Below are 26,192 nucleotides of genomic sequence, written 5' to 3'. Positions count from 1 at the left end.
CCATGACCTGAGCCTTCTTCACTTAGTGCAGAAGGCTTTTTTATGAACAAAATACGGTTTACGACTATAATATATCAATAATCAACAATGACCACTCTAAACAAATTCAGTCGAACACTCACGCAAGAAGTAACAAATCCTGCTGCGCAAGCCATGCTTTATGCCATTGGCCTGACAGAAGAAGACATGGCAAAGCCTCAGATTGGAATTGCCAGCACTGGCTACGAAGGTAACCCTTGTAACATTCACCTTAACGGACTTGCAGTACATGTAAAGAAAGGTGTGCAGGAAAACAACATGGTGGGGCTGATTTTTAATACCATTGGCGTATCTGACGGTATGACCAACGGTAACGATGGCATGAGTTATTCGTTACCAAGCCGTGATATTATTGCAGATTCGATTGAAGATGTGGTTTCGGCACAATGGTACGATGGTGTGATTACGGTAGTAGGTTGTGATAAAAATATGCCGGGTGCCATGATGGCCATAGCCCGTTTGAATCGCCCTGCTATATTGGTATATGGCGGTACAGTAAAATCAGGACATTATCACGGACAAAAACTTGACATCGTTTCGGCTTTCGAAGCATTAGGCAAGAAGTTCGCCAACAATATATCTGACGAAGATTACAAAGGAGTTATCCAGAACTCGATTCCGGGTCAAGGTGCTTGTGGTGGTATGTACACAGCCAACACAATGGCATCGTCTATTGAGGCAATGGGCATGAGTTTACCAAACAGCTCATCGTACCCTGCAACACACGAAGGCAAAAAAGCAGAATGTGTGGCTATTGGCGCAGCGATGAAAAACTTGCTAGAAAAACAAATTCTCCCACGTGACATCATGACCCGTAAGGCTTTCGAAAATGCACTTGCAGTAGTAATGGCACTTGGTGGTTCAACTAATGCGGTATTACACTATCTGGCAATTGCTTCGTCGGCAGGTATTGAGTTTACATTAGACGATGTGCAGGCTATTTCAGACCGCACTCCACTTTTGGGCGACTTGAAACCATCTGGTAAATACTACATGGAAGATATGCTTGCCATAGGTGGTGTACCTGCAGTAATGAAGTATTTGTTGAAATGCGGATTATTACACGGCGATTGTATGACTATTACAGGTAAAACAGTAGCCGAAAATCTTGAAGATGTAGTTGACTTAGATTTCGATACACAAAACATGATTCGCCCGGTTACCAACCCGCTTAAAGCAACAGGTCACTTACAGATTTTGTATGGTAACCTTGCCGAAAAAGGCGCAGTAGCTAAAATTACAGGTAAAGAAGGTGAGAAATTTGAAGGTATTGCCAAAGTATGCGAGCGTGAAGAAGACGTAATAGAATTTTTAAGCAAAGGCGAAGTTAAACCAGGCCATGTATTGGTAATTCGTAACGAAGGCCCTAAAGGTGGCCCCGGAATGCCAGAAATGCTAAAACCAACTTCAGCCGTAATGGGTGCAGGCTTAGGTGACTCAGTAGCCATGATTACCGACGGCCGTTTCTCAGGTGGTACACACGGTTTTGTGGTAGGTCACGTAACACCAGAAGCGTATGATGGTGGCACTATTGCCTTGGTAAAAGATGGCGATAAAATTACGATTGATGCCATTGAAAATAAATTGGTTCTGCACGTATCTGACGAAGAACTTGCAGTGCGCAGAGCAGCTTGGCAACCAACAGAATCGCCATTTAAGAGAGGAGTACTAAGGAAATATATCAAGAATGTTAGCTCGGCCAGCGAAGGTTGCGTAACAGACTTATAATTAAGAAATATGGATGATTTTATAAAGAAGTTTGCCCGTAAGTACTTGAATATGGAGATTCGTCGCTTCAATGTCATGAACTCTCCATTCGCCTTAATCAAACAATTATTAGAAAACCACAAAGTTGATTTATTGGTTGATGTAGGCGGATTTGTAGGAACCTACGGAGCAGAAGCCAGAGAGATGGGATACAAAGGCGAGATTATATCGTTCGAACCCATTAAAGCCAGTTTCGAAAAGCTTAAGGCTAATGCCGACAAAGACCCTAAATGGATATGCCATAATATGGGTTTTGGTATCAAAAACGAAGAACTGACTATTAACATTGCAGGGAACTTTGCGAGTAGCTCTTTGCTCGGGATGCATAAAAATCATACAGATTTAGCACCCGACACAGCATATCAGGCTACTGAGACAATTCAGATTAAACGATTAGACGAGGTAATCACGCCCGAAATAGCCCAACAGTATAAATCTATTTATCTGAAAATTGATGTACAGGGTTATGAGTTGAATGTACTGGCAGGCGCAAGCGCCGTATTGCCTTACATTAATGTGATTCAGGCCGAAATCTCATTTGTGCCTTTATATGAGCAAGGGCCGCTATACAATGAGGTTATCAGCAAATTAGACGAATTAGGTTTTGAGCTTTTTACAATATTGCCCGAACTGAAAGACCCTAAAAACGGAAGACTGATGCAAGGCGAGGGAATCTTTATAAAAAAGCAAAAGCATTAATAGAAGACTTACAACAATCAATGATACTTTAAAAACCATTCTGACATGGGAAATTTATTAGAAGTGGAAGCCAAACAAGAAACCTTTTCTATCAATCTTGAGCAACCTCAAAAGAAAGACTTCCTTTCTGGTGCACAAGCAATGATGGAGTGTTTGCTAGCCGAAGGAGTAGATACCATTTTTGGTTATCCGGGTGGGGCTATCATGCCAACTTATGATGCCCTCTATGATTACATCGACCGCCTTAACCACATTCTGGTTCGCCATGAACAAGGTGCTGGACACGCCGCACAAGGCTATTCTCGTGTAAGTGGCCGTACAGGGGTTTGCCTGGTAACCTCAGGCCCGGGAGGTACCAACCTTATTACACCTATTGCCGATGCTATCATTGATTGTACTCCATTGGTTTGTATTGTAGGTCAGGTAAAATCAACGTTGTTAGGTACTGATGCTTTTCAGGAAACAGACATGATTGGCGTAACAACCCCTGTTTGTAAATGGAACTACCAGATTACCAGCGCCGACGAAGTACCTGAAGTAATGGCCAAAGCTTTTTATATTGCTCAAGCTGGTAAGCCTGGCCCGGTAGTGATTGATTTCACCCGTGATGCGCAGGCTAGTAAAATGACTGAAAAGTTTGAGTATAAAAAAATAAACAAACTGGTTACTTATCGCCCTCGTATTGTTCCGAAACAAGACCAGATAGAAAAGGCAGCCGAACTGATTAATAAAGCAAAGCGTCCATACATCTTGTTCGGTCATGGTGTGTTAATAGCCGAAGCAGTACCAGAGCTATTGGAATTTGTAGAAAAAACTGATATTCCGTGTGCAAGTACTTTATTAGGACTTTCGGGTATGCCTATTGACCATCCGAATTACATGGGTTGGCTGGGTATGCACGGTATGTATGCACCTAACGTTATGACCGACCAATGCGATGTTTTGATTGCGATTGGTATGCGTTTCGATGACCGTGTAACAGGTGATTCTACTAAGTTTGCTAAGCAAGCCAAAATTATTCATATAGAAATTGACCCTTCTGAAATCGAGAAAATCAAGAAGACCGAAGCCCCTGTTGTAGGTGATGCGAAAGAAGCCTTGAAATTGCTTATGCCTTTGGTTAAAAAAGGAGATTTTTCGGCATGGAAGAACGAATTCAGAAAACTTGATGCAAAAGAACATGAGAAAGTAACACTTCGTGATTTAAAAGGCGAAGGCAAAATAAAAATGGCTGAAGTTGTAGCCATGCTCTCTGATAAAACCAATGGTGAAGCCTGTATCGTGGTTGACGTAGGCCAACACCAAATGGTAACGGCACGTTATTACCAATTCCGTAAGCCTCATTCTTATATTGCCTCTGGTGGTTTAGGAACTATGGGCTTTGCGATTCCGGCTTCGTTTGGTGCTAAGATGGGTGCTCCAGACCGTGAAGTAGTAGGTATCATTGGTGATGGCTGTTTCCAGATGACCATTCAGGAACTTGGTACTATTGCACAGAGTGGCCTTGCCGTAAAGATGATTATCCTTAACAACAATTATCTGGGCATGGTACGGCAATGGCAGCAATTGTTCTTCGATAATCGCTACTCGTTCGTTGAGCTAAAAAACCCTGATTTCATTACTATTGCCAAAGGCTTTGGTATTGAAGGGCACACTTGCTCAGAAAGAGAGAATCTTAGTGCATCGCTTGATACCTTACTTAAATCTGATAAAGCTTATTTATTAGAGGTATTAGTAGAAAAAGAAGAAAACGTATTCCCGATGGTTCCGGCTGGTACAAGTGTATCAGAAATACGACTGGAATAATTGGGTGATTTAGTGAATGAGCGATTTAGTGATTAAAAAATACTGAATCAAAAGTTTTATTGTGAAGTTGAGTGATTATCACTCAATCACTCAACCACCGCAGCGGCGGCCTGCTCAATCACTCAATAAACCTTAATCACTAATTCAAAAATCTCGATTCGATTTACCAATGACAACATACACTATTTGCGTATTTACCGAAAATAGCATCGGATTACTCAACAAAATCACAATAATTTTTACCCGCCGAAGAATCAATATCGAGTCTTTGACGGTATCAGAAACAGAAAGAAAGGGTATCTCTCGTTTTACGATTGTCATTAAACACGACAAGCGTGAAGAGGTAGAAAAACTAGTACGCCAGATTCGTAAGATTGTCGAAGTACTAGCTGTTTTCGGCTATCTTAACGAAGACATCGTGTACAACGAAATCGCCCTATTCAAAATTTCAACACCTATTGATGGCAAGGTTATCGATGTCGAAAACATCAATAAAGTACACAAAGCTTGGGTAGTTTACTGGGGGCTCGACTACGTAGTAATAGAAAAAACAGGTACTGAAAGAGAGATTTTCGACTTTTTCCGATACATCAAACCTCACGGTATCATAGAGTTCGTTCGTTCTGGAAGAGTAGCCGTAGGTAAAACCCCTAAAGGTTTAATAGAGTACTTACCAGAAGAAATCACTGAATGGGAGTATTATTTGTAAATCAGTCTCGTCTTGAACTGTGATTTACCTGATTAAATGATTTCGCTGAAAAACTGATTTTTAATTGAATGAGTTTTAGATTGATTTAGTGAATTGTTTCTATTTTGGATTTGAATAGTGGTATATACATAATGTAATCATCAAATCAGGTCAAATGCTGTTCAGACAAAATGATTAACGAAAAATATAAGCATTCATCGATTACCTCAAAAATCATTGGTTGCGCAATTGAAGTTCATAAAATTTTAGGAAATGGATTTCAGGAAGTAATATATCAAAGAGCTTTAGAGGTTGAGTTTAGCAGGAATAAAGTTTTCTTTAGTAGAGAACACGAAATGCCAATATTTTATAAAAATGAGTGTATTGGTACAAGAAGGGTAGATTTTCTAGTAGAAGATAAAGTAAGTGTTGAACTAAAAGCTATCATAAAGTTAGAAAATGTGCATTTTGCGCAAGCCATTAATTATCTGGAAGCATATAATCTTGAGGTAGGTTTGCTAATAAATTTTGGTAGTGAGAGTTTAGAATTTAAGCGATTAATAAATTCGAAATATAAATCATCTTGAAATATGGTTTACCCGATTAAATGATTTTATTGATAAAGTATAGGTTATTTGAAATTATAAATCATAAAAACATTTAGCAATTTCTAAGTCCAAATGAAAATCAGTGTAATCATAAAAATCAGGTAAATCAAAGTTCAGACAATAGTAATAACACAAAACAAAACAATAAAAATGGCAAAGTTAAATTTTGGCGGTGTTGAAGAAGAAGTAGTAACCCGCGAGGAGTACCCTCTTGAAAAAGCAAGAGAGTTTTTGAGTAACCAAACCATCGCTGTGATTGGCTACGGCGTACAAGGTCCTGGTCAGGCAATGAACATGCGTGACAACGGATTCAACGTAATTGTTGGACAACGCCCTGGCAAAACTTATGACAAAGCAGTAGCCGATGGTTGGGTACCGGGCAAAACGCTTTTCAACATTGAAGATGCATTGAAAAAAGGTACTATTATCTGTTTCCTTTTGTCTGATGCAGCTCAAATTCAATTATGGCCAACCGTTAAACAATACCTTAAAAAAGGCAAAACTTTGTATTTCTCGCACGGTTTCGGCATTACTTATAGCAAAAAGACTGGTATTAAACCTCCTAAGAGCGTTGACGTAGTATTGGTTGCTCCTAAAGGTTCTGGTACATCTCTTCGTCGTTTGTTCGTAGAAGGTAAAGGTTTGAACTCTAGCTTTGCAGTTTACCAAGATGCTTCTGGCCATGCTCGTGAAACAGCTATTGCTATGGGTATTGGTGTAGGTTCAGGTTACTTGTTCGAAACTGATTTCTACCGTGAAGTAACTTCTGACCTTACAGGTGAAAGAGGTACTTTGATGGGTGCTATTCAAGGTATTTTTGCCGCTCAATACGAAGTATTGCGTGAAAACGGCCACTCTCCATCAGAAGCTTTCAACGAAACAGTAGAAGAATTAACACAATCGTTGATGCCATTAGTAGCAGAAAACGGTATGGACTGGATGTACGCAAACTGTTCTACTACTGCGCAACGTGGTGCTTTAGACTGGTGGAAACCATTCCATGATGCAACTAAACCGGTGTTCAAGAAATTATATAACAGCGTAAAAACACAAAAAGAAGCTGCGCAGTCTATCGAGCGTAACTCTCAAGAAGATTACCGTGAGAAACTGGAAATCGAATTGGCAGAATTGCGTGATTCTGAAATGTGGCAAGCTGGTGCTACTGTACGTAGCTTAAGACCTGAGAGAAACTAATTCTCATTTCTTATAGAGTAAGAAGTTGTTTAGGATTATTTCTTTCGTTTAAAAATGCGTTATTTTGGCTACGTCTACATCAAATAATTGCAATCATAGCTCTGCTATGCTTTCATCATTTGATTTGTCTCGCTCAAAATACCACTATTTTTAAACTGAAATTAAAATTCTAAACAACTTCAACATTTGATTGAGTAGGTATTTTTTACCTACTCATTTTATTTTTTATTACATTTGATAAAAATTCTATCGGGTTATTTTCCTTACCAGATAGCTTAGTAAAATCACACTTCGGGTTAAAACCACATTTAACCTATAACCAGCATCAACAAAACCGTGCCAGAAAAACAATTCACTTTTCCGGATATAGACAATATGTATGTAGCTGCCGAAAGGCTTGAAGATGTAGCTACGCATACGCCATTAATGCATAATCTTAACCTTTCAGAGCGTTACGGAGCCGATATTTACCTCAAACGTGAAGATTTGCAGGTAGTGCGCTCTTATAAAATCAGAGGTGCTTATAACAAAATGGCGAGTCTTACCAAAGAACAACTTTCTAAAGGAGTAGTTTGCGCCAGTGCAGGTAACCATGCTCAAGGGCTTGCTTATGCCTGCAAAAAACTGGGGGTAACAGGCACTATTTTTATGCCTACTACCACCCCTGCTCAGAAAATAAAGCAAGTGGGTATGTTTGGTAAAGAGTTCGTAAAAATTGAATTAGTGGGCGACACTTATGACGATGCCTACTTTGCTGCCAAAACCTTCTGCGAAGAACAAAAGGCTACTTTTATACACCCGTTTGATGATTTACAGGTAATAGAAGGACAAGGCACTGTGGGGCTCGAAATATTTAAAGACTCTAATTTTAAAATAGATTATCTCATTTTTGCTATCGGTGGTGGTGGTTTGGCTTCTGGTGTATCTACGGTTTTTAAACAACTTTCGCCACGCACTAAACTGGTTGCGGTTGAGCCGCTTGGTTCACCAACCATGAAAAAATCTCTGGAAGCTGACAAAGTCGTAACCCTTGAGGAAATCAATAAATTTGTTGATGGCGCCGCTGTAAAACGTGCAGGAGACATAACTTTTGAAGTGTGTAAGCAAAACCTCAATCACGAAATCATTCTGATACCCGAAGGTAAAGTGTGCTCTACTATTCTTCAGCTTTATAATGAAGAAGCCATTGTTGCCGAGCCTGCAGGGGCGTTATCGGTTGCAGCTTTAGATTTTCTGAAAGACGAAATAAAGGGCAAAAACGTAGTTTGTATTATAGGTGGTGGCAATAATGACATTACCCGTACTGAAGAAATAAAAGAACGCTCTTTATTATATGAAGAACTCAAACACTACTTCATTATCCGTTTTCCGCAGCGTGCGGGTGCATTTAAAGAGTTTCTGAATGATGTATTAGGGCCAACTGATGATATTGTATTTTTTGAATATAACAAAAAAACCTCTCGTGAACGTGGACCTGCTCTGGTAGGTATTGAATTAAAGCATAAATCAGATTATAAGCCTTTGATTCAACGCATGGAAGAACATAATATACAGTTTGAATACATCAATAATAAACCTGATTTATTTGAGTTTTTGATATGAGTGTAGGACGGAACACTATTCCGTCTTACCTTTGTAGTTCAAGAAGCCCTTATTATTTGAATGTATTGGATATTTCTGCTACTTTTTATTTTCTTCATCTGGCAAATCCATCGGAATGCAGCCTACATTTCTGAAAGCTTGAGCGATTACGGCCTCAAACTGTTTCTTGGTTTAGTTTCGTGTATTATTCCAACGGGTTTTCTGTTATCTAAATTCAACCTGATTGGTCAACCTATTGCCTGGGGTATCTCTATCAATCTGATAGCGATTTTATTCTATATTCTTTTCCGACAAATCGCTAATAATTACCATTTCAGTCTATTGGCTGATGCCGGTAAGCTAAAAACCGAGCTTATTAATAGCTGGAGGCAAGCATCAATTATTAATAAATTATCATTTGCCGTATTGCTCATAGCAGTAGTTATTACTGCCGCAATAAACCTTATCATATCGTTTATTACTTTCCCTAACGAGTGGGACAGTATGACAGGACACCTAGTAAAATGTGCTTATTATCTGCAAAATGGTAACATGAACCGTATGCAAGGCACTACCTGGACGATTGATTTTTATCCGAACTCATTGCCTACGCTACAGATGTTCTTTTATCATCTATTTGGCGAAAATGGCTTTAAGTTTATTCACTATCTTTCATATTGGATATTTGCTTTATCGAGCTACGCCATAGCTTATAAGATTTCTAAAAATTTTACGGCTTCAATATTTGTTGGGCTTGTTACCCTTTTGCTTCCAACGGCTTTAGTACAGGCAACTACTACCGAAACAGATATTGTGTTAAGCGCTTATCTGGGTATTCTGACCTATTTCCTGTTTTCATTCAAGCAAAGGCCAATACCGCTGAATCTTATTCTGATAAGCCTCATAGCAGGCGTCTGGATTGGCCACAAGATTACATTTATGTTGATTGCTCCGGCTGCTTTTGCCGTTGCTATATACACAGTTCTACTCAAAAAAGAATTTTACCGCAATATCAATATCTTCTTAATCAGCTTCATGATTAGCGTTGCTGTATATGTATTGCCTACGGGCTACATTGGTAATATACAAGAAGTAGGTAAATTCAGGTTAGGAAACCTCTCAGCGCCACCAATAGTAATGAAATGGCATGGCGTTGAAGATTATACAACTAAAGACAAAATCAAGAATACGGCTCTGAATATCGGCCGTTTCTCTTCTGATTTCTTAAATCTCGACGGTATCCGAAGCACAGAAGTGGGCAGAAAAATCAATAATGCCTTCCGTTATATTCCCAACAAGATTTTCAGAACTTTAAATCTGGAAGGCGATAGATATACAGTAGTTTCTTACTTCTCTTTCGACCACCCGATTCGTTTTTATGCAGAGCGGCCTTACTGGGGTATCATTAGTTTTGGTATGGTGCTTCCGGTCATTTTATTACTTTGCTATCATTTTGCCCGTAATTACCGTACAAGCAGCGTTACTAATAAAAGTATGTTGGTGCTTGTAGCGGCGGCCGTTTTACATTTCTTGTCGTTGAGCTACTCAGCCCCCTACGACCCTATCAAGGCTAGGTATTTTCTGAATATGGCAGTTTGGTGTATGCCTCTGCTGGCGTCTTTTTATGTATTATCCGAAAAAAAGAAAATTTGGCAATACTGGCAGCTAATCTGCTGCGTATTAATAGGTGTTTCGGCAGTATGCACTATTTTGTTTACACGCAACCATCCTGTATTCAGCGAAAGAAATATCTTCAATATGTCACGAATGGAGCAACTTACGGTTTCCCGCCCTGATATTTATGAAGCCTATAAGACTTTCGACGAAATAGTACCTAAAGACGCCATTGTAGCCCTAGGAACTCAACAAGAGCATGAAGATTTTGAGTATCCGCTTTGGGGAAAAGAATTTAAACGCAAACTTATTCCGATTCACCCGTTCCGTAGTAGAGTAAAACCTATTCCGGCCGAAGCACAATACTTGTTCTATTCTAAAGGAGTTCTACCTTACCAAGAAGGAGATATTGCCTTAGGTAAAGGCGATGAACACAAAGATACTCCGGTAGAAGAAAGTGCTTTCTTTTTACGCAAATTGAATCCTCAAACTGAAAACAATAAATAAATAGGCTATGACAATCGGCATTATGCAGCCATACATTTTCCCATACGTGGGCTACTTTCAACTAATAAAAGCCGTTGATAAGTTTATAGTGTATGACGACGTAGCTTATATCAACAAAGGCTGGATTAACCGGAACAACATTCTGATAAACGGCAAGGCTTCACTTTTTACGCTTTCGCTAATTAGTGCAAGCCAGAATCGCCTTATAAGAGACATTGAAGTTGATAACTTAGCAGCATGGAGCAAAAAATTTCTTAAGACTATTGAGCAGTCGTACAAAAAAGCACCGTTCTATAACGAAACACTTGGCGTGCTGACACAGGTTTTTGAATCAAACCCTGCAAACATAGCTGAGCTTTGTACAACAAGTCTTAAATCTACGTGTCAGTATCTGGGTATTGATACCGAATTTGTTGATAGTTCGGTTGTGTACAACAACCAGCATCTGAAAGCACAAGAGCGCATTTTAGATATTTGCCTACAAGAGCAAGCCAATCATTATATTAACCCAATCGGCGGGATGGCTATCTATGACAAACAACTTTTTGCCGATAACAAAATCTTGCTTAATTTTATCAAATCGAAGCCAATTCAGTACAAGCAATTCAACAATGAATTTGTACCCTGGCTTTCAATAATTGACCTAATGATGTTTTGCTCAATTGAAGCAATCCATGAATATTTAAAAGAATTCGAGTTGGTTTAAAAACAAATAGCTTCACAATGGCAAAAGTAGTAGTTTTCGGCACCGAATTAGTGGCAGAATTAGCCCATTATTATCTCACAAATGACTCAGAGCACGAAATTGTAGCATTCACAAAAAACAGAGCATACATAAAAGAAGGCGAAACATCTTTCTGTGGTATACAACTCGTGGCGTTTGAAGATGTTCCTGAGCTTTTCCCTCCATCAGAATATAAGTTTTTTGCGCCACTAAGCGAGCGTAAAATGAACCAGATTCGTGCAAAAGTATATGGCGAAATAAAAAAACTGGGTTATGAGTGTATTTCTTACATCAGCTCAAAAGCCACAGTTTTAACCGACCAGATTGGCGAAAACTGTTTTATTCTGGAAGATAACACCATTCAACCTTTTGTAAAAATCGGCAACAATGTAGTGTTGTGGAGCGGTAACCACATTGGTCACCACGGCGAAATAAAAGACCATGTGTATTTTACGTCTCATGTGGTATTATCTGGTCGTTGTGTAGTAGGTGAGTATTCATTTTTTGGTGTAAATGCTACCATTCGTGATGGCTGTACACTGGGCGAAGGCACACTGATTGCTATGGGCGCCAACCTTACCAAAACCAAAACCGAACCTTGGAGCATCTGGAAAGGCAACCCTGCCGTAAAAGCAGAGGTTTCTAGTAAGGATATTAATTTGTAAGCACTAAGAATATTAAAAATAGATTCATGCATAAAAGTTACCTAAATGGTAACTTTTTGTATTTTTGTTTTGTTAATATATTGATATGAGAATCATTGCGATTAAAACATTAAAAGAATTTATCGACAAATATCCTGACTCACAGGCTAGTATTCAGGAGTGGATAAAAAAAATGTCAAAAGCTAGTTATAAAACACCGCAAGAAGTCGTTTCTGATTATAAAGGTGCTGATTTTGTTGGTAATTCTCGTATCATATTTAACATTGCAAGAAACAAATATAGAATGGTTGTAGCATTTCGATACGATAAACAGATATGTTGGATAAAGTTTATCGGAACTCATACAGAATATGATAAGATTGATGCAAAAACCATCGAATTTTAATGATTTTATATATGGAAAATATCACTATTGCTCCTATCAAAACAGAAGAACAATACACTGCTGCAATGGATAATATCCGAAAACTCTGGGATTGCCCTGAAAATAGCAAAGAGGCTGACTTACTAGAGGTTCTTTCTATTCTGGTAGAAGATTATGAGAAGAAGCATTACTCAATAGCCCCACTTGACCCTATTGAAGCTATCAAATATAAAATGGAAGAGGAAGGATTACACCAAAAAGACCTAGTAAAATACTTTGGCAGCAAAGAACGTGTATCGGAAGTTCTAAGCAAAAAAAGACCTCTTACCCTCAGAATGATAAAAAACCTATATCATGATTTAGGAATTTCTGCCGATAGCCTTTTGGCAATATAGAGGACTCTTTCTTCTTACGCTTCAAAATCATTAAAGAAAACTAATCATTCGTATTAGAATATAGCTTTTTTCCTATGGTTTTTTCAGCAAAAATCTTGAACTTTGACGCTTTAACATAGATATATATCAAATAATGACTCAATTTTTTGACCAACTTATTTGCCCAAAAACCAGAACTAAACTTGTTCTGTCGGCCGATGGCAAAACGCTTCACAACAGCTCACAAGAAGAACCCATCTCTTACGATATAAATAACATTGTAGATTTAGTTTACCCGAAAGAACTTTTCGAGCAAGACCGTAAGGAGCAAGTAGCTTATAACGATGCTCACCTACGCTACGACCGTGGAGTTTCTTGGGTATTTGAGTCTTTACATGCCAACGAGGCAGCTACACGCAAAGCCATGATTGGTTTATTGAAACTAAAGCCGGGCATGAAGGTGCTGGAAGTAGGCGCAGGTACAGGAAAAGATTCGGCTTATATTATTGAAAAAGTTACTCCGGGTGGTCATGCGGTGTTATCTGATTTATCGCCAGCGATGCTTGGTCATGCCAAAGAAAAATTTGCCGATAAAAAAGATGTGCAAATAGATTATTTCATTGGTAATGGCGCTTATTTACCATTTGAAGACAATTATTTCGATGCGGTTTTCCATTTTGGTGGTATCAATACATTCTCAGAAAGAGCTAAGGCTTTTGAAGAGTTTAACCGTGTAGTAAAAGTAGGTGGCCGTGTAGTAGTAGGCGACGAAAGCGTAGGTGCATGGCTAAGAGACCAAAAAACTTACCAGATATTGATGGACGCCAACCCAATGTTTGCCGACCAAGTACCTTTGCAAGACTTGCCTAAAAATGTAAAAGATGTAAAGCTACAATGGATTTTCGGTAACGGTTATTATGTATTAGATTTTAAGAAAACCAAAAAAGCACCAACAGTAAACGTAAATCTACAGATTCCTGGAAAAGATTTTAAAGATAACTGGAAACTGAGAGCAGAGAAAAACAGGAAAAAGAACCCCTAGCCCCTAAAGGGGAACTTAAGACACATTTTCTACAATATTCTATTGATGTACACACAAAAAATAGTCTGTATGAAAGAGAATATGTTTTATGGGGCTGCGGATATTATATTTGAAAGAGCTGCGAAACTTAGGGCGAATCCGACACCAATGGAAGAGCATCTGTGGCATTTTCTTTCAAAAAGTCAATTAGGTATTAGGTTTAAAAGACAACATCCTATTGGCAATTACATAGCTGATTTTTACTGCCATACGCTCAAACTTGTAATTGAGATTGATGGCAGTATCCACAACAGTTATGAGCAACAATTAATAGACAAAGAAAAAGACGAATTTTACCAATCAGTAGGCATTAGGGTTATAAGAATTACAAACAAAACCCTAAACAATTCCACTGAAGAGGTCTTAAATCAGATAAAACGAATGTTAACTACTGAAGATAAAAGCTCCCCTTTAGGGGCGGGGGGGTCTTGGCAAAAAAAAGGAGTAATCTATAAACCAGATGGTACACTAGCACATAGCCGCTCACATGCACAAGTGCCGTATGCCTACAAACATAAAGATTTCTTAAGAGTTTATTTTTCATCAAGAGACGACTACGGGCAGTCTCGTCCGACATTTATTGATGTTGATTATGACGACCCAACCAAGATTCTCTATATCCACGATACTTTCGTATTGGATTTAGGTGGTCCGGGTGAATACGATGAAACCGGTGCTATGCCATCGTGGTTTGTACCACAAGCAAATGGCGACATCTGGTTGTATTACACAGGTTGGAATCGTACGCATAACTCTTACCGTCTGTCGATGGGCTTATCTGTCAGCACCGATGGCGGTATTACTTTCAAGAAAATGTTCCGTGGCCCTATCATGGATCGCTCAATTGATAACCCTCTTTGGGCAGCGCAACCTTCGGTAATGTATGTAAATGGCCGCTGGATGATGTGGTATATCTCTGGCCAGAAATGTGAATACATTCATGGTTATCCTGAGCCTTATTACGACTGCCGTGTAGCAGTATCAGAAGATGGCATTAAATGGACACCGACAGGTGATGTTGCTCTGCCTTTTGATGATTTCTTGCACGCAGTAGGTCGACCAAGTGTATTTTTTGAAGATGGTATTTTCAAAATGTATTACTCTTATCGCCACACAAGAGATTACCGCACCGACCGTAACCAAAGCTATCGTTTAGGCTATGCCGAATCGAAAGACGGTTTCAAGTGGGAACGTAAAGACGATTTGGTAGGCATTCATAAATCAGATAATCCGAACGATTTTGATTATGAAATGATAGATTATGCTTACTGTTATGAACATAATAACAAAAAATATCTGTTATATAATGGCAATGGGTTCGGAAGAGCAGGCTTCGGTTATGCTATTTTAGAGAAATAAAAGCTTTACTGATAAATATCATTTTTATGACCTATTTACAGTTTTAGATTTGCCCTATTATTTAATTTTTGAATAGATTATAAGCTATGGTAACACAGAAAGAACAATTCAATAAAGATGGTTATATTATTCTGAAAAACTTCTTTAATAAAGAAGAAATCAACCAGATATATACCGAGGCTCGTAATCTTTTTGCTTTGCAGATTGAGAGAGTGTTGGGCAAAAGTGTAGACATTAATAATAAAGATGAGTTTGAGCCAGCTATGTTTGAGCTATTCGAGGCCGACTTCAATACTTTCGTAAGCACAGGTAAACAAGCACAGCATCTTATATCTCTACACAGACTTGGTACAGAACCGAAGCTTATTAACTTATTGAAATCTTTAGGATACGATTTCCCGGCAATTGGTGTGCGCCCTGCTATGCAGTTCAATAGCCGCTATTTGTCGAAAGGTGGTAGCCACTGGAAATTGGGAGCGCATCAAGACTGGCGCACTGGCCAGGGTTCTTTAGATAGCATTGTTATGTGGTTTCCTATGGTTGATTGTGGCGAAGCCCTTGGCTCGTTACAAATTATACCAGCCAGCCACAAAGATGGCTTATTAAAAGCCGATACATCGGGCTATTTAGGAAGTATTCAAGAAGACCTTTCAGAAGACAGCTATGTTCAAACTGAGTTTGAAGTAGGTGATTTACTGGTTTTCTCGGCGTTTTTGGTACATCGTTCAGGCGAAAACGTTACCAAAAATATCCGTTGGTCTATTCAGCTTCGTTACAACAACATGGCCGAGCAGACGTTTCAGGAAAGAGGTTTCCCGATGCCTTATATCTATAAGCCGGAGGCCGATTTAGTAACACCTGATTTTCCGCAAAAACAGCATTTGGAGGCTGTATTCTCATGATATGAATTAATGCACTGATAGCATAAGAATATATAAGAAAAATCGTTCTTTTAACAAGAGCGATTTTTTTTGTTTTAGGCACTTCCACCCTATTAAATTTTACAAAAAAATTGATGCAAATTTTACAGATTTTGCAGATAATTCATACATTTGTTTTACAATCGTGCTTTTATAATAAACTCATAAACTTCTATCGGAATGGCAACAAATACTTTTCGCCACCGTTCTGCACCTGCTATGCCCAAAGCCAAAGCTAAGGCCCCAAGCAAAGCCAGTCTTTTCGAACGCATCAACCAATGGCTTACCAGCCGCCTCAATTTAGGTGATACGCTTCCAACCGAAACCCTCAAACGTATTGTGTGGTTAGGTATTCTTTGCATTTTCTATATCTACATTCAACATAGTTACGAAGGTTTCATCAAGAAAATTGAAAAATCTCGTACCGATATGGAAGAAAAACGTGCCGAGTATATCTCACAGAAATCACGCTATATGTTTGCCAGCAAGCAATCTGAAATAGCTAAAAAGCTAACAGATAAAGGTCTGGAAGAAAATATTACGCCTCCGAACAAAATAGTTGTAAAAGAGTAAATCCCTATTAATCCGTCAAACTTTAAAGTCATGTCATCAAAACCATCAATTCGTGATGAAATTCAATGGCGAGCAAAACTTACTTTTGGTCTAGTTTTTCTGATAGGCACCTTAATAGTTGCCCAGATATTTGTTGTGCAGGTATTCCAGAAAAAGAAATGGATGGCTAAGGTTGAGAAAGTTCAACGCAAGCCTATGAAAATAAAAGCTACAAGAGGTAACATTTATGCTACCGATGGTAGTAGTTTACTGGCCACATCGGTGCCTCAATACAGGGTTGGTTTAGATGTAACAAGAGCCAAAACCAAATACCTTGATACAAAACTCGATTCGTTAGCGCATTTAATTGCCGATTTTTTTGAAGACCGTTCGGCGGCACAATACAAAGAACTGATTCTGAATGCCCGTAGAGGAGGCAAAGTAAAATTTGTTGCTTTTGGTAATCGTCTGGTTGACTTTCAGGAAATGGAAGAAATCAAGAGCTACCCTTTCTTTCGTGAAGGGCCAATGAAAGGTGGCGGCAAGTTTGAACAATTGAATCGTCGGGTAATGCCTTTCGATGATATGGCTTTGCGCTCAATTGGTAAGCTCGACCGTGATACCCAAACCAAAGGTGATTTTGGTATTGAATTTAGCTTTAACAATTATCTGGCTGGACGAGACGGCGTAGGTTTCTTTCAACGTCTAGCCGGAGGAGTATGGAAACCACTGGAAGATACCCCAGAGGTTCGACCTGAATCAGGGCAAGATGTAGTAACAACCATCGACGTTAATTTTCAGGATATTGTCGAGAGTTCTTTACGTAATCAGGTTGTAAGCACCAATGCCAAGTATGGTTCTGCCATAGTGATGGAAGTAGCCACAGGGCAAATCAAAGCCATTACAAACCTATCACGCAGAACAAAAAACGACCAGGTATACTACACCGAAGATTTTAACTATGCTGTAAAGGGCGGAACCGACCCCGGCTCTACTTTCAAGCTCGCTACAATGGTGGCTGTGTTAGAGAAAAGCAAGTTAGGCTTAGATGATTTTGCTGCTACCTGCAACGGCACTATCATGCACAATAATATAGAAATGAAATGCTCGGAAGAACACGGCAACCAGACTGTAAAACAAGTATTTGAGCACTCATGTAATATCGGTGTGTATGCATTGGTAAAAAAATACTTTGGTTTCACTAAGGCTGATAACTTTGTGGCATATATGAAAAACTTCAGACTCGACAAACCTGTTGGCTTTCAGTTAAAAGGTGAAACAGACCCTATTATTAAAGACAATAAAAGCTCAACTTTCAGCTCAACCACCATCCCTTGGATGTCGATAGGTTATGAGAGCCGCCTGACACCGTTACAAATGCTTACTTTCTATAATGCTATTGCGAACAATGGTCATTGGGTACAACCCTATATTGTAAAAGAAATACGTGAAGCCGACAGAGTAATAGAAAAGTTTGAAGGGCGCAAAGAGGAAGGACAGATTTGCTCAGACCGTACCATTAAAATGGCACACGAAATGATGAAAGGCGTAGTTGAGAATGGTACTGCCCGAAACATCAACACAGGATTCTGCAAAGTAGCGGGTAAAACCGGAACGTCACAGAAAAGAGAGAATGGTTATGTAAGAGGCCAGTATTATACGGCGTTTATAGGCTTTTTTCCGGCTGATAATCCTAAGTATAGTTGTGCTGTAATTATAGACGAGCCACACGGTGCTAACCTTTATGCCCGTGATGTAGCGGCTCCGGTGTTTCGTACCATTGCCGATAAGGTTTTTGCTTATGATGTAGCCATTCACCCTGCAAATAACAAGAATAGTAATATACAGAAAATAGAAACCCACGAACAAAGTGGTTATGCAGAAGATTTCCGGACTGTAGCCGAAGCATTAGGCTTGCAAAACGTGCCTAACAATGCAGGCTGGGCCAAAGCAGTTAAAAATGGCAATAGCATTGCGTGGCGCAAAGTAAATGAAACAACCGATGTACCTAATGTAGAAGGCATGACCCTACGTGATGCCATATACTTATTAGAGAACAAAGGGTATAAAGTAAAATATTCGGGTTTAGGTAAAGTAGCTAACTTTGCCGTAGAGTCGTCGAAAACAGTTTCTTTGACACTCCAATAAGCATTCAAGAGTAACTGTATATCGCAATAGAAAACCCCACAATCAGACCGTTTGTGGGGTTTTTATTATCTTCTGTATAATCTTTTCGGCATGTATCCGTGAGTTTTCAATAAACAAACTATGGGTATCCATTCCTCCACAAATCACCCCTGCCAGATACACATTCGGTAGATTTGTCTCCATTGTGTCATCATCATACTGCGGTTTCATTATTTCATCTTCTGATAGATTAATCCCTATCTTCTTCAAGAATGCCAGATTAGGCTGGTAGCCTGTCATCGAAATAACCCAGTCGTTTTCTATTGTTACAATACCTTCAGGTGTTTGTATGTCTACCTCGTTTTCTCTTATCTCTGTAATTACTGAATTAAAAAACGCCTTGATAGAACCTTCTTTAATCCTGTTCTCAATATCAGGTTTAGCCCAATACTTTACTCTTCTTCCAACTTCTCCGCCTCTGATAACCATCGTTACCTCTGCCCCTTTTCGCCAGGTTTCCAAAGCTGCATCTACTGCCGAGTTGTTAGCTCCTACTACCAGCACTTTCTGGAAAGCATAAAAATGAGGCTCTGTATAATAGTGCGTTACTTTAGGCAACTCCTCCCCTTTCACACCCAATTTTTGTGGAATATCATAAAAGCCCGAGGCTATAATAATATGGTCGGTTTCGTAGGTATTCTTTTTGCTGATTACTTCATAGCCTTCATCTGTTTTGGGCATTACTTGCAATACTTCTTCAAAAAGCTTTACATTCAGGTGCTTGTGTGCTGCCACTCTTCGGTAATATTCCAGTGCTTCGCTACGGGTAGGCTTGGCATTGTTTGATACAAAAGGTACCTCTCCTATCTCTAGTCGTTCGGAAGTACTGAAAAAAGTCATGTTTGCCGGATAATTGTATAAAGAATTAACCAAGCAGCCCTTTTCTAAAATTACATAATTTAAGCCCGCTTTCTGAGCTTCTAAACCGCACGCAAGCCCTATTGGACCTCCGCCTATTATAATTACATCGTACTTTATTGAATTCATTGAAGCAATTCCATTGTGGGTGTTGAAATAAGATACTCTCTTTATTAACAAAGTTTTATTTAAAAAACGTTCTTTTCATTAATAAGTATGCTAATTTTGAATGTATTTTCGTTAATAGTGGCATAGATATGCTGGCTTAGGTGCCGATTTAATGACAATGGAACGAACACCCAAGCATTTGCGTTTGCAAAGGAGGATATTTTATGGCTAAATAACCTATACATTATCTTTAAAATTTATTCAATTTTCTAATGGCAGTATTAACAATGATTGGGCAACTTTTGCTTGCCTTAACAATTTTGGTCGGGTTACATGAGTTTGGACACTTTATATTTGCTCGTATTTTTGGTATTCGGGTAAATAAATTTTATATATTCTTCGATTTCCTTTTCCCTTTACCTAATGTTTTGAATTTTGCATTGTGGAAAAAGAAAAAAGGTGATACCGAGTATGGTTTAGGTTGGTTTCCGCTAGGGGGCTATGTAGACATTGCGGGTATGATTGACGAAACCAAAGATGCTTCGCAGCTTTCGTCTGAACCTCAACCTGACGAATTCCGTTCGAAACCAGCATGGCAACGACTGTTTGTAATGCTAGGCGGTATCATTGTAAACATTATCTTGGGTGTTTTGATATTCTGGGGTGTGAAGTTTGTATGGGGCGATGAGTATTATTCAAAAGCTGAAGTAAACAAAGCGGGTATCTATGCTTACCCATTAGCACAAGAGATTGGTCTGAAAAGCGGCGATAGAATTGTAAAAGTAAACAACGCCGACTATGCTGATTTTAGCGATGTTCGTGCTGCTTTAATGCAAGAAAACACTGAGTTTACAGTTGAAAGAGCCGGAGAAATCAAACAGATACCTGTTCCGAATGATTTAATTGATAAAGTAGCTTCTAAAGTTCCGTTCATTGAGCCAATTATGCCTTTCCATGTCGGTGAAGTAACTAAAGATTCGCCGGCTGAAAAAGCAGGGCTGAAAAATGGTGATAAGATTATCAGAATTGATAGCATACCTGTTACTTATTTTCAGCAGTTCCAGACTGAGCTTGATAAATTCAAGAACAAAAAAGTAGAATTGCTAGTAGAAAGAGGCGGCCAACAAGTGAAATTGTATCCCGTTATTTCTAGCGAATCAAAACTTGGTTTCAGAGCGCAATCAGAATTAGAATCTAGTACACAAAAATATAACATCGGCGAAGCCTTCGGTGTTGGGGCTAAAGAAGCGCTTTCGGTTATACCTAATCAGATTAAAGGTTTTGGCCGTATTTTTAAAGGTCATATTTCGGCAGGTAATGCTGTAAGCGGCCCTGTAGGTTTGGCGCAATGGTTTGGTGGCTATTGGGACTGGGAAAGATTCTGGGGCTTAACGGGTCTGTTGTCTATGGGTCTGGCATTTATGAATGCTCTTCCGATTCCGGCATTAGATGGTGGCCACGTATTGGTTTTACTATACGAAATGATTACACGCCGTAAACCATCAGAGAAATTCATGGAGCGTACCCAACAAGTAGGTACATTCATTTTATTGACACTTATGGTATTGGTATTATTCAACGATACTTTCAAGGCATTGTTTAAATAAATAATTTTATCGGGATAGAATAAGTACTTATTCTATCCCGATTTTTTATATTGCTTGTTCTAATGCAATTATTACACTTCATACTTCTGCTTTCGTTTTTCATTTCTCCATCGAAGCATCAACAGGCAGAAAAGCCGGCGGCTTTGCATGCTTTTCATACTTCGCTTACCGAAATACAATATAATGCCAAAGACAAATCACTCGAAATAACTATCCGTCTTTTTACCGATGATTTAGAAAATGCTCTTACTAAACTTAATAATGGGCAAAAAATAATGGTTGGTGGTAAAAACGATAACAGCGATGCCGTATTGAGCAAGTATATTCAACAACATTTTGCGATTCTCACCCCTCAGAAACAGAAAAAAACGCTTAATTATCTGGGCAAAGAGCTAGAAGGCGATGCCACTTGGGTATACGTTGAAGTACCCGAAAGCCAGGTAGTAAAAGGTCATATTCTCTACAACGACATCATGCAGGAGTTATTCGACGACCAAACCAATCTGGTTAATTTCTTCTATGCAGGTACAAAAAAAACCTTTCTTTTTAACTCTAAAGTCAAGAGTACAGCCATTGAGTTTTGATTTTTCGGTCATAGTTTAATACCTTTAGGGAATCAACCTTATCTATATTAAGAGACTATGAAGAATCCACTTTTGAGCCTTATGCTTATGGCCTTTTGTTTCGTTTCACAGGCACAAAAAAACAATCCAAAGAAAGAAGAATGGCAACAGCTTTTTAATGGCAAAGACCTGACGGGCTGGGATATTAAAATAGCCGGACAAGAGCTAAACGATAACTATAAAAATACCTTTCGTGTTGAAGATGGCATACTTCGCATATCCTATGACGAGTACGAAGAGTTCAACGAAAAATTCGGGCATCTTTATTACAACAAGCCTTTTTCTTATTATAAACTTCGTTTTACATATCGTTTTGTAGGTAATCAAACCAAGGGCGGAGCTTCGTGGAATGTACGAAACAGCGGTGTAATGCTGCATTCACAATCGGCTGCCAGTTTATCAAAAGGGCAGGATTTTCCGGTTTCTCTAGAACTACAAATGTTAGGCGGTTTGGGTAAAGGAGAGCGTCACACGGCTAATCTTTGTACGCCCGGCACACAAGTACATATCAATGGCAAGCTAAACACGCAACATTGCATTGACTCATGGTCTAAAACTTATGATGGCGACCAATGGGTAACCATTGAAGCACTTGTTTTGGGCGATTCATTGATACAACACATCATTGATAATAAAGTAGTATTTGCCTACGAAAAACCACAAGTTGGCGGAGGCTTTGTGAGCAAAGACCATAGCTGGAAAGAAGCACATATAGATGATGATGCCGCGCAAGAGTGGATAAAGAAAGATGGCACGCCACTAACCGAGGGTTATATAGCACTACAAGCCGAAAGCCACCCGATAGATTTCAAAAAAGTAGAGATACTGAACTTACAAGGCTGCATGGATCCGAAGGCCCTTAATTTCAAATCATATTACATGAAGGCAGATAATTCTTTATGCAAGTATAAGAAATAGTAAAACATATTTAGAATTAGCGCATAAATCGGTTTCAATACTCTTGGTACCGATTTATTGTTTAAAGATATTACTGTAAACAAGGCTACATCGATAAATAATAGACTGATTTAGTAGTTAATTTCAGCAGAATCATCATATTTGTAATAATATACATCTATTGAAAAACTCAATATGCTTCTTGGCTATTATCTCAGAAACATATTGATACGCCCTACACTTCAATCATTATGCAGAAACTAAAAGCCTATCTGGCCACTAATTCTTTAGCTTTTACGCTATTTACTTCGCTAGCTGCCTTTTTTACTTATTTGTGTTTCTATCCGTTTCGGCGTGCATATACTGCTGCTACTTACGACGACCTCTTCTATTTTGGTATTCACTACAAAATCCTTATTATTACGGCACAAGTATTAGGTTTTGCTGTTTCTAAGGGTTTGGGTATTAAGTATGTATCCGAAATGCAGCCCGCAAATCGGGCTCGTAATCTGATTTTTATTATTCTGCTTTCTTGGGTATGTTATTTATTCTTTGCTCTGGTACCTGCACCTTATAATCTGGCGTTTATTTTTCTGGCAAGCCTGCCTTTAGGCATGGTTTATGGTATTATGCTGGGTTTTCTGGAAGGCCGACGAGTAACCGATTTATTGGTAGCCGTGCTTACCGCTTCTTTTATTATGGGGTCAGGGTTTGCCAAGAGTATCGGTAAATGGGTAATGACAAGTTTGGAAGTAAGCGAATTCTGGATGCCATTTGTAGCATGCGCTATTATGCTTATTCCCTTTAGTTTTTGTACATGGTTAATGGGGCAGATACCACCTCCAAGTGCTGCTGATGAGGCGAATCGGTCGGAGCGAAAGCCCATGCAGAAAGCAGACCGTAAGGCTTTTATCAAACAATTTGCATTGAGCCTTAGCATTTTTGTTGTTTCTTATATTTTGCTTACTACTTTCCGGGAGTTTCGAGATAACTTTGCACCTGAGCTTTGGAAAGCCTTGGGGCATGGTAATAACTCGGCTATTTTTACACAGACCGAAATTCCGATTGCTATTGTGGTTTTACTCATGATGGCAGCTATGCGTTGGGTGCAAAATAATTACAAGGCATTTTTTATCATTGAGTGTCTCATGCTTGCAGGAGGGTTTCTGATAGGTATCAGCACGCTATTATACCAGCAAGGGCTTTTATCACCAGTTAGTTGGTTAACACTTCTGGGTCTGGGCTTATATATGGCTTATGCTATGTGCAATAGTTTATACTTTGAGCGGATGATTGCCGCTTTCAAACAGGTAGGAACGGTGGGATTTATGATTACCTTTGCCGATTATTATGCTTATCTGGGAAGTATATTAGTGTTATTATACAAAAACTTTTTCCAGAAAAGCATCAATTATCTTGAGTTTTTCATTTATTTATCTTACGCTATATCAGTTATTTATATACTTCTGATGCTTTTATCAATGTGGAATCTCAAGGTATATCATGATAGACACAAGACAGCCTAGCAATTTTATTTATCTTATTTAAATCGTTTACTTTAGCACGATTTCAGTATCGTGATATATTGATATGACTATTTTTTTAATACCAACAATACTAGCTCCTGATACACAGAATGATGTACTATCGCCTCAGATTATAGAAGTGGTAAAGAACCTGAATGTTTTCTTTGTAGAAGACCTGCGTACTGCACGTCGGTTTATCAGTAGTTTAAAAATAGGTAAAGTAATTGATGAACTGACTTTCTTTGAACTTAATAAGGATACTCCGAAGGAACAGACACTAGCACAACTAAAAAAACTAAAGGGCGATGCCGGAATTATTAGCGAAGCCGGGTGCCCGGGCATTGCCGACCCCGGCGCAGTAGCCATTGGTTTTGCGCACCAGCTTGGGTATAAAGTAAGGCCATTGGTAGGCCCAAGTTCTATTTTATTGGCTTTAATGGGCTCTGGCTTTAATGGACAGAGTTTTGTTTTTCATGGCTACTTGCCTATTGAAAAAGCGGCTAAAATAAAAGCAATTAAAAGCTTAGAACAAGCCGCAAAAAGCAAGAGTCAAACACAGATTTTTATGGAAACACCTTACCGGAATAATCAATTGCTGGAAGATATATTGCAGAATGTACATATAGAAACCTTGCTTTGCATTGCTGCCAACATAACAGCCGAAGACGAACTGATTAAAACTTTACCCATTCGGGAGTGGAAAAAACAAAAGCCGGATTTACATAAAAAACCTACTATATTCTTAATGTTTTAGCATTTTATCTATCAGACTATTCTAATATATACCCATGCCGTATCAGGTCGTCGTGGGTATTTATTTTGAAGGTTTTTCCGTCTCTTATCAGGTATAAATCATCGCTTACATCCATAATATGTTTGTACAGGTGGTCGGTTATAATAATTCCTTTCTGGTGCTTTTCTCTGTTTATCATCTCTTTCAGTTTTTCAACATGCAGGGGCATAATATGTGAGAAAGGCTCATCTAAAATAATAAATTTAACATCTGAGAGGAGTATAATCACAGCCTCAAACAAACGAATCTCTCCACCCGACAGCGCACCTAGTTTTTGTTGCTGATACTTTTCAAAAACCGGAAATTCATTAACAATATTAATAAACGGCACCTGAAAAAGCTCGCATATCTGTTCAATTCTAAGGTGTTTCGGAATAAAGCTTTTCTGAGGTAAGTATCTTATGGCCCCAGAAACTAATAGTAAAGATGGTTGATACTGTTTATTAAGCCTGACCGACTGAAAATTACCTTTCAACGAACCAAAAATAACTTTCATTAAGCTACTTTTACCACAGCCATTTCTACCCAAAAAGCCTGTTACTTTGCCTGTTTCTGCTTTCACATACACATCCGAAAGAATAGCCCGGTTATTATATTCAAGATACACGCTGTCGGCCTCAAGTATATTTTGTGTCATAGCAAATCGAGAAGGTTTAGGATAATGATAAATATTGCAAAATCAAAACCTAGCATAAGCACAATAAGGCGATTTTGTTTAATACCCAAATTTTCATAAAACGGAAATTCATCTACTCTATGATAAAACTTTAGCATGATAGCAGTTAAAATCAAAGTGAGTAACTTAGAAAAAATAAATAAGGATTTACCATCATGAAATTGATGATAAGTATAAAAAAGCCCAAAACTTACCAACAAGGTAAAAGGGCATATACTCTTATAATAAATCCAAAGTGCTTGTGTTTTTATTCTCACCATAATCTGTTACGCTTATATTCTACCCTAAACTGATATTTAACATTACTTCTATAAAAGTCTCTTTTAATAATTGATTATCAAAAAAACAGGCATTGATTTAATATATTTTAACAAT

24 protein-coding genes and 1 pseudogene are annotated in these 26,192 nt (G+C 38.7%); 23 read left to right on the top strand and 2 right to left on the bottom strand.

All coding sequences use genetic code 11. The annotated features are described in order from the left end of the window. Positions 1–87: 87 nt before the first annotated feature. The 18 genes and pseudogenes from ilvD (at position 88) to WAE64_RS04275 (ending at position 18,690) form a co-directional block, all read left to right on the top strand. Positions 88–1,767, top strand: a complete 1,680-nt coding sequence (gene ilvD / locus WAE64_RS04360) for a dihydroxy-acid dehydratase (RefSeq protein WP_340234976.1) — start codon at positions 88–90, stop codon at positions 1,765–1,767. A gap of 9 nt (positions 1,768–1,776) precedes the next feature. After that, positions 1,777–2,505 carry an FkbM family methyltransferase gene (locus WAE64_RS04355; RefSeq protein WP_340234974.1) on the top strand — a complete coding sequence of 243 codons (729 nt, stop codon included), beginning with the start codon at positions 1,777–1,779 and terminating at the stop codon, positions 2,503–2,505. A gap of 45 nt (positions 2,506–2,550) precedes the next feature. Next, positions 2,551–4,311 (top strand): biosynthetic-type acetolactate synthase large subunit, encoded by a 1,761-nt coding sequence (gene ilvB, locus WAE64_RS04350; protein WP_340234972.1) that lies wholly within the window; start codon positions 2,551–2,553, stop codon positions 4,309–4,311. 169 nt (positions 4,312–4,480) lie between these two features. Next, on the top strand, positions 4,481–5,020 hold the full coding sequence (ilvN, locus tag WAE64_RS04345; protein WP_340234970.1) for an acetolactate synthase small subunit: 540 nt from the start codon (positions 4,481–4,483) through the stop codon (positions 5,018–5,020). A gap of 170 nt (positions 5,021–5,190) precedes the next feature. After that, positions 5,191–5,586: a GxxExxY protein gene (locus WAE64_RS04340; RefSeq protein WP_340234968.1), complete on the top strand. Its 396-nt coding sequence runs from the start codon at positions 5,191–5,193 to the stop codon at positions 5,584–5,586. A gap of 171 nt (positions 5,587–5,757) precedes the next feature. Further along, on the top strand, positions 5,758–6,801 hold the full coding sequence (ilvC, locus tag WAE64_RS04335; RefSeq protein ID WP_340234966.1) for a ketol-acid reductoisomerase: 1,044 nt from the start codon (positions 5,758–5,760) through the stop codon (positions 6,799–6,801). Positions 6,802–7,176: 375 nt separating this feature from the next. Beyond that, complete coding sequence (gene ilvA, locus WAE64_RS04330; protein ID WP_340235287.1) at positions 7,177–8,403, top strand: threonine ammonia-lyase; 1,227 nt, start codon at positions 7,177–7,179, stop codon at positions 8,401–8,403. A gap of 60 nt (positions 8,404–8,463) precedes the next feature. Next, positions 8,464–10,503 carry a hypothetical protein gene (locus WAE64_RS04325; RefSeq protein WP_340234964.1) on the top strand — a complete coding sequence of 680 codons (2,040 nt, stop codon included), beginning with the start codon at positions 8,464–8,466 and terminating at the stop codon, positions 10,501–10,503. A 7-nt stretch (positions 10,504–10,510) separates the two neighbouring features. Next, complete coding sequence (locus WAE64_RS04320) at positions 10,511–11,209, top strand: WbqC family protein (protein ID WP_340234962.1); 699 nt, start codon at positions 10,511–10,513, stop codon at positions 11,207–11,209. Between the two features lie 17 nt (positions 11,210–11,226). After that, a complete protein-coding gene (locus tag WAE64_RS04315; protein ID WP_340234961.1) occupies positions 11,227–11,892 on the top strand; it encodes an acetyltransferase in 666 nt (221 codons plus the stop codon). Positions 11,893–11,977: 85 nt separating this feature from the next. Beyond that, positions 11,978–12,277: a type II toxin-antitoxin system HigB family toxin gene (locus WAE64_RS04310; protein WP_340234960.1), complete on the top strand. Its 300-nt coding sequence runs from the start codon at positions 11,978–11,980 to the stop codon at positions 12,275–12,277. Positions 12,278–12,288: 11 nt separating this feature from the next. Further along, on the top strand, positions 12,289–12,651 hold the full coding sequence (locus WAE64_RS04305) for a helix-turn-helix domain-containing protein (protein WP_340234959.1): 363 nt from the start codon (positions 12,289–12,291) through the stop codon (positions 12,649–12,651). Positions 12,652–12,784: 133 nt separating this feature from the next. Beyond that, on the top strand, positions 12,785–13,672 hold the full coding sequence (locus WAE64_RS04300) for a class I SAM-dependent methyltransferase (RefSeq protein WP_340234958.1): 888 nt from the start codon (positions 12,785–12,787) through the stop codon (positions 13,670–13,672). A 45-nt stretch (positions 13,673–13,717) separates the two neighbouring features. Then, a pseudogene (locus WAE64_RS04295) lies at positions 13,718–14,086 on the top strand (endonuclease domain-containing protein); the annotation flags it as partial. Positions 14,087–14,092: 6 nt separating this feature from the next. Continuing rightward, entirely contained in the window at positions 14,093–15,070 is a 978-nt protein-coding gene (locus WAE64_RS04290) for a glycoside hydrolase family protein (protein WP_340235286.1), read from the top strand. A gap of 86 nt (positions 15,071–15,156) precedes the next feature. Beyond that, a complete protein-coding gene (locus WAE64_RS04285) occupies positions 15,157–15,972 on the top strand; it encodes a phytanoyl-CoA dioxygenase family protein (RefSeq protein WP_340234957.1) in 816 nt (271 codons plus the stop codon). 198 nt (positions 15,973–16,170) lie between these two features. Continuing rightward, positions 16,171–16,563: an FtsL-like putative cell division protein gene (locus tag WAE64_RS04280; protein ID WP_340234956.1), complete on the top strand. Its 393-nt coding sequence runs from the start codon at positions 16,171–16,173 to the stop codon at positions 16,561–16,563. A 30-nt stretch (positions 16,564–16,593) separates the two neighbouring features. Next, positions 16,594–18,690: a penicillin-binding transpeptidase domain-containing protein gene (locus tag WAE64_RS04275; RefSeq protein ID WP_340234955.1), complete on the top strand. Its 2,097-nt coding sequence runs from the start codon at positions 16,594–16,596 to the stop codon at positions 18,688–18,690. A gap of 42 nt (positions 18,691–18,732) precedes the next feature. Here the strand turns inward: WAE64_RS04275 and WAE64_RS04270 are convergent, their stop codons facing one another. After that, positions 18,733–19,716 (bottom strand): YpdA family putative bacillithiol disulfide reductase, encoded by a 984-nt coding sequence (locus WAE64_RS04270; protein ID WP_340234954.1) that lies wholly within the window; start codon positions 19,714–19,716, stop codon positions 18,733–18,735. 251 nt (positions 19,717–19,967) lie between these two features. Between WAE64_RS04270 and rseP the strand changes: the two genes are divergently transcribed. The 5 genes from rseP to WAE64_RS04245 all read left to right on the top strand — a co-directional run bounded on the left by rseP (position 19,968) and on the right by WAE64_RS04245 (position 25,102). Continuing rightward, positions 19,968–21,302 (top strand): RIP metalloprotease RseP, encoded by a 1,335-nt coding sequence (rseP, locus tag WAE64_RS04265; protein ID WP_340234953.1) that lies wholly within the window; start codon positions 19,968–19,970, stop codon positions 21,300–21,302. A 62-nt stretch (positions 21,303–21,364) separates the two neighbouring features. Beyond that, entirely contained in the window at positions 21,365–21,886 is a 522-nt protein-coding gene (locus WAE64_RS04260) for a DUF6702 family protein (protein ID WP_340234952.1), read from the top strand. Between the two features lie 57 nt (positions 21,887–21,943). After that, complete coding sequence (locus WAE64_RS04255; RefSeq protein WP_340234951.1) at positions 21,944–22,843, top strand: 3-keto-disaccharide hydrolase; 900 nt, start codon at positions 21,944–21,946, stop codon at positions 22,841–22,843. Positions 22,844–23,073: 230 nt separating this feature from the next. Beyond that, on the top strand, positions 23,074–24,348 hold the full coding sequence (locus tag WAE64_RS04250; protein ID WP_340234947.1) for a DUF5690 family protein: 1,275 nt from the start codon (positions 23,074–23,076) through the stop codon (positions 24,346–24,348). 64 nt (positions 24,349–24,412) lie between these two features. Continuing rightward, positions 24,413–25,102, top strand: coding sequence for an SAM-dependent methyltransferase (locus tag WAE64_RS04245; protein ID WP_340234945.1), 690 nt, complete (start codon positions 24,413–24,415; stop codon positions 25,100–25,102). Between the two features lie 16 nt (positions 25,103–25,118). Here WAE64_RS04245 and WAE64_RS04240 read toward each other — a convergent pair whose 3' ends face one another. Beyond that, positions 25,119–25,778 (bottom strand): ATP-binding cassette domain-containing protein, encoded by a 660-nt coding sequence (locus tag WAE64_RS04240; RefSeq protein ID WP_340234943.1) that lies wholly within the window; start codon positions 25,776–25,778, stop codon positions 25,119–25,121. Between the last annotated feature and the right edge of the window lie 414 nt (positions 25,779–26,192).

Source organism: Emticicia soli, from assembly GCF_037860775.1.
Classification (GTDB): Bacteria; Bacteroidota; Bacteroidia; order Cytophagales; family Spirosomataceae; genus Emticicia; species Emticicia soli.
Note: the sequence above shows the minus strand (reverse complement) of the source record. Positions and strands in the feature narration are given on the sequence as shown.

Excerpts from the sequence above, each read along its gene's own strand:
- WAE64_RS04300 (WP_340234958.1), top strand. The coding sequence starts at position 12,785 with ATGACTCAATTTTTTGACCAACTTATTTGCCCAAAAACCAGAACTAAA.
- WAE64_RS04240 (WP_340234943.1), bottom strand. The coding sequence starts at position 25,778 with ATGACACAAAATATACTTGAGGCCGACAGCGTGTATCTTGAATATAAT.
- ilvC (WP_340234966.1), top strand. The coding sequence starts at position 5,758 with ATGGCAAAGTTAAATTTTGGCGGTGTTGAAGAAGAAGTAGTAACCCGC.
- ilvD (WP_340234976.1), top strand. The coding sequence starts at position 88 with ATGACCACTCTAAACAAATTCAGTCGAACACTCACGCAAGAAGTAACA.
- ilvN (WP_340234970.1), top strand. The coding sequence starts at position 4,481 with ATGACAACATACACTATTTGCGTATTTACCGAAAATAGCATCGGATTA.
- ilvA (WP_340235287.1), top strand. The coding sequence starts at position 7,177 with ATGTATGTAGCTGCCGAAAGGCTTGAAGATGTAGCTACGCATACGCCA.
- WAE64_RS04280 (WP_340234956.1), top strand. The coding sequence starts at position 16,171 with ATGGCAACAAATACTTTTCGCCACCGTTCTGCACCTGCTATGCCCAAA.
- WAE64_RS04355 (WP_340234974.1), top strand. The coding sequence starts at position 1,777 with ATGGATGATTTTATAAAGAAGTTTGCCCGTAAGTACTTGAATATGGAG.
- WAE64_RS04305 (WP_340234959.1), top strand. The coding sequence starts at position 12,289 with ATGGAAAATATCACTATTGCTCCTATCAAAACAGAAGAACAATACACT.
- WAE64_RS04325 (WP_340234964.1), top strand. The coding sequence starts at position 8,464 with ATGTATTGGATATTTCTGCTACTTTTTATTTTCTTCATCTGGCAAATC.
- WAE64_RS04340 (WP_340234968.1), top strand. The coding sequence starts at position 5,191 with ATGATTAACGAAAAATATAAGCATTCATCGATTACCTCAAAAATCATT.
- WAE64_RS04270 (WP_340234954.1), bottom strand. The coding sequence starts at position 19,716 with ATGAATTCAATAAAGTACGATGTAATTATAATAGGCGGAGGTCCAATA.
- WAE64_RS04260 (WP_340234952.1), top strand. The coding sequence starts at position 21,365 with ATGCAATTATTACACTTCATACTTCTGCTTTCGTTTTTCATTTCTCCA.
- rseP (WP_340234953.1), top strand. The coding sequence starts at position 19,968 with ATGGCAGTATTAACAATGATTGGGCAACTTTTGCTTGCCTTAACAATT.
- WAE64_RS04285 (WP_340234957.1), top strand. The coding sequence starts at position 15,157 with ATGGTAACACAGAAAGAACAATTCAATAAAGATGGTTATATTATTCTG.
- WAE64_RS04310 (WP_340234960.1), top strand. The coding sequence starts at position 11,978 with ATGAGAATCATTGCGATTAAAACATTAAAAGAATTTATCGACAAATAT.
- WAE64_RS04275 (WP_340234955.1), top strand. The coding sequence starts at position 16,594 with ATGTCATCAAAACCATCAATTCGTGATGAAATTCAATGGCGAGCAAAA.
- WAE64_RS04320 (WP_340234962.1), top strand. The coding sequence starts at position 10,511 with ATGACAATCGGCATTATGCAGCCATACATTTTCCCATACGTGGGCTAC.
- ilvB (WP_340234972.1), top strand. The coding sequence starts at position 2,551 with ATGGGAAATTTATTAGAAGTGGAAGCCAAACAAGAAACCTTTTCTATC.
- WAE64_RS04250 (WP_340234947.1), top strand. The coding sequence starts at position 23,074 with ATGCAGAAACTAAAAGCCTATCTGGCCACTAATTCTTTAGCTTTTACG.
- WAE64_RS04315 (WP_340234961.1), top strand. The coding sequence starts at position 11,227 with ATGGCAAAAGTAGTAGTTTTCGGCACCGAATTAGTGGCAGAATTAGCC.
- WAE64_RS04255 (WP_340234951.1), top strand. The coding sequence starts at position 21,944 with ATGAAGAATCCACTTTTGAGCCTTATGCTTATGGCCTTTTGTTTCGTT.
- WAE64_RS04290 (WP_340235286.1), top strand. The coding sequence starts at position 14,093 with ATGTTAACTACTGAAGATAAAAGCTCCCCTTTAGGGGCGGGGGGGTCT.
- WAE64_RS04245 (WP_340234945.1), top strand. The coding sequence starts at position 24,413 with ATGACTATTTTTTTAATACCAACAATACTAGCTCCTGATACACAGAAT.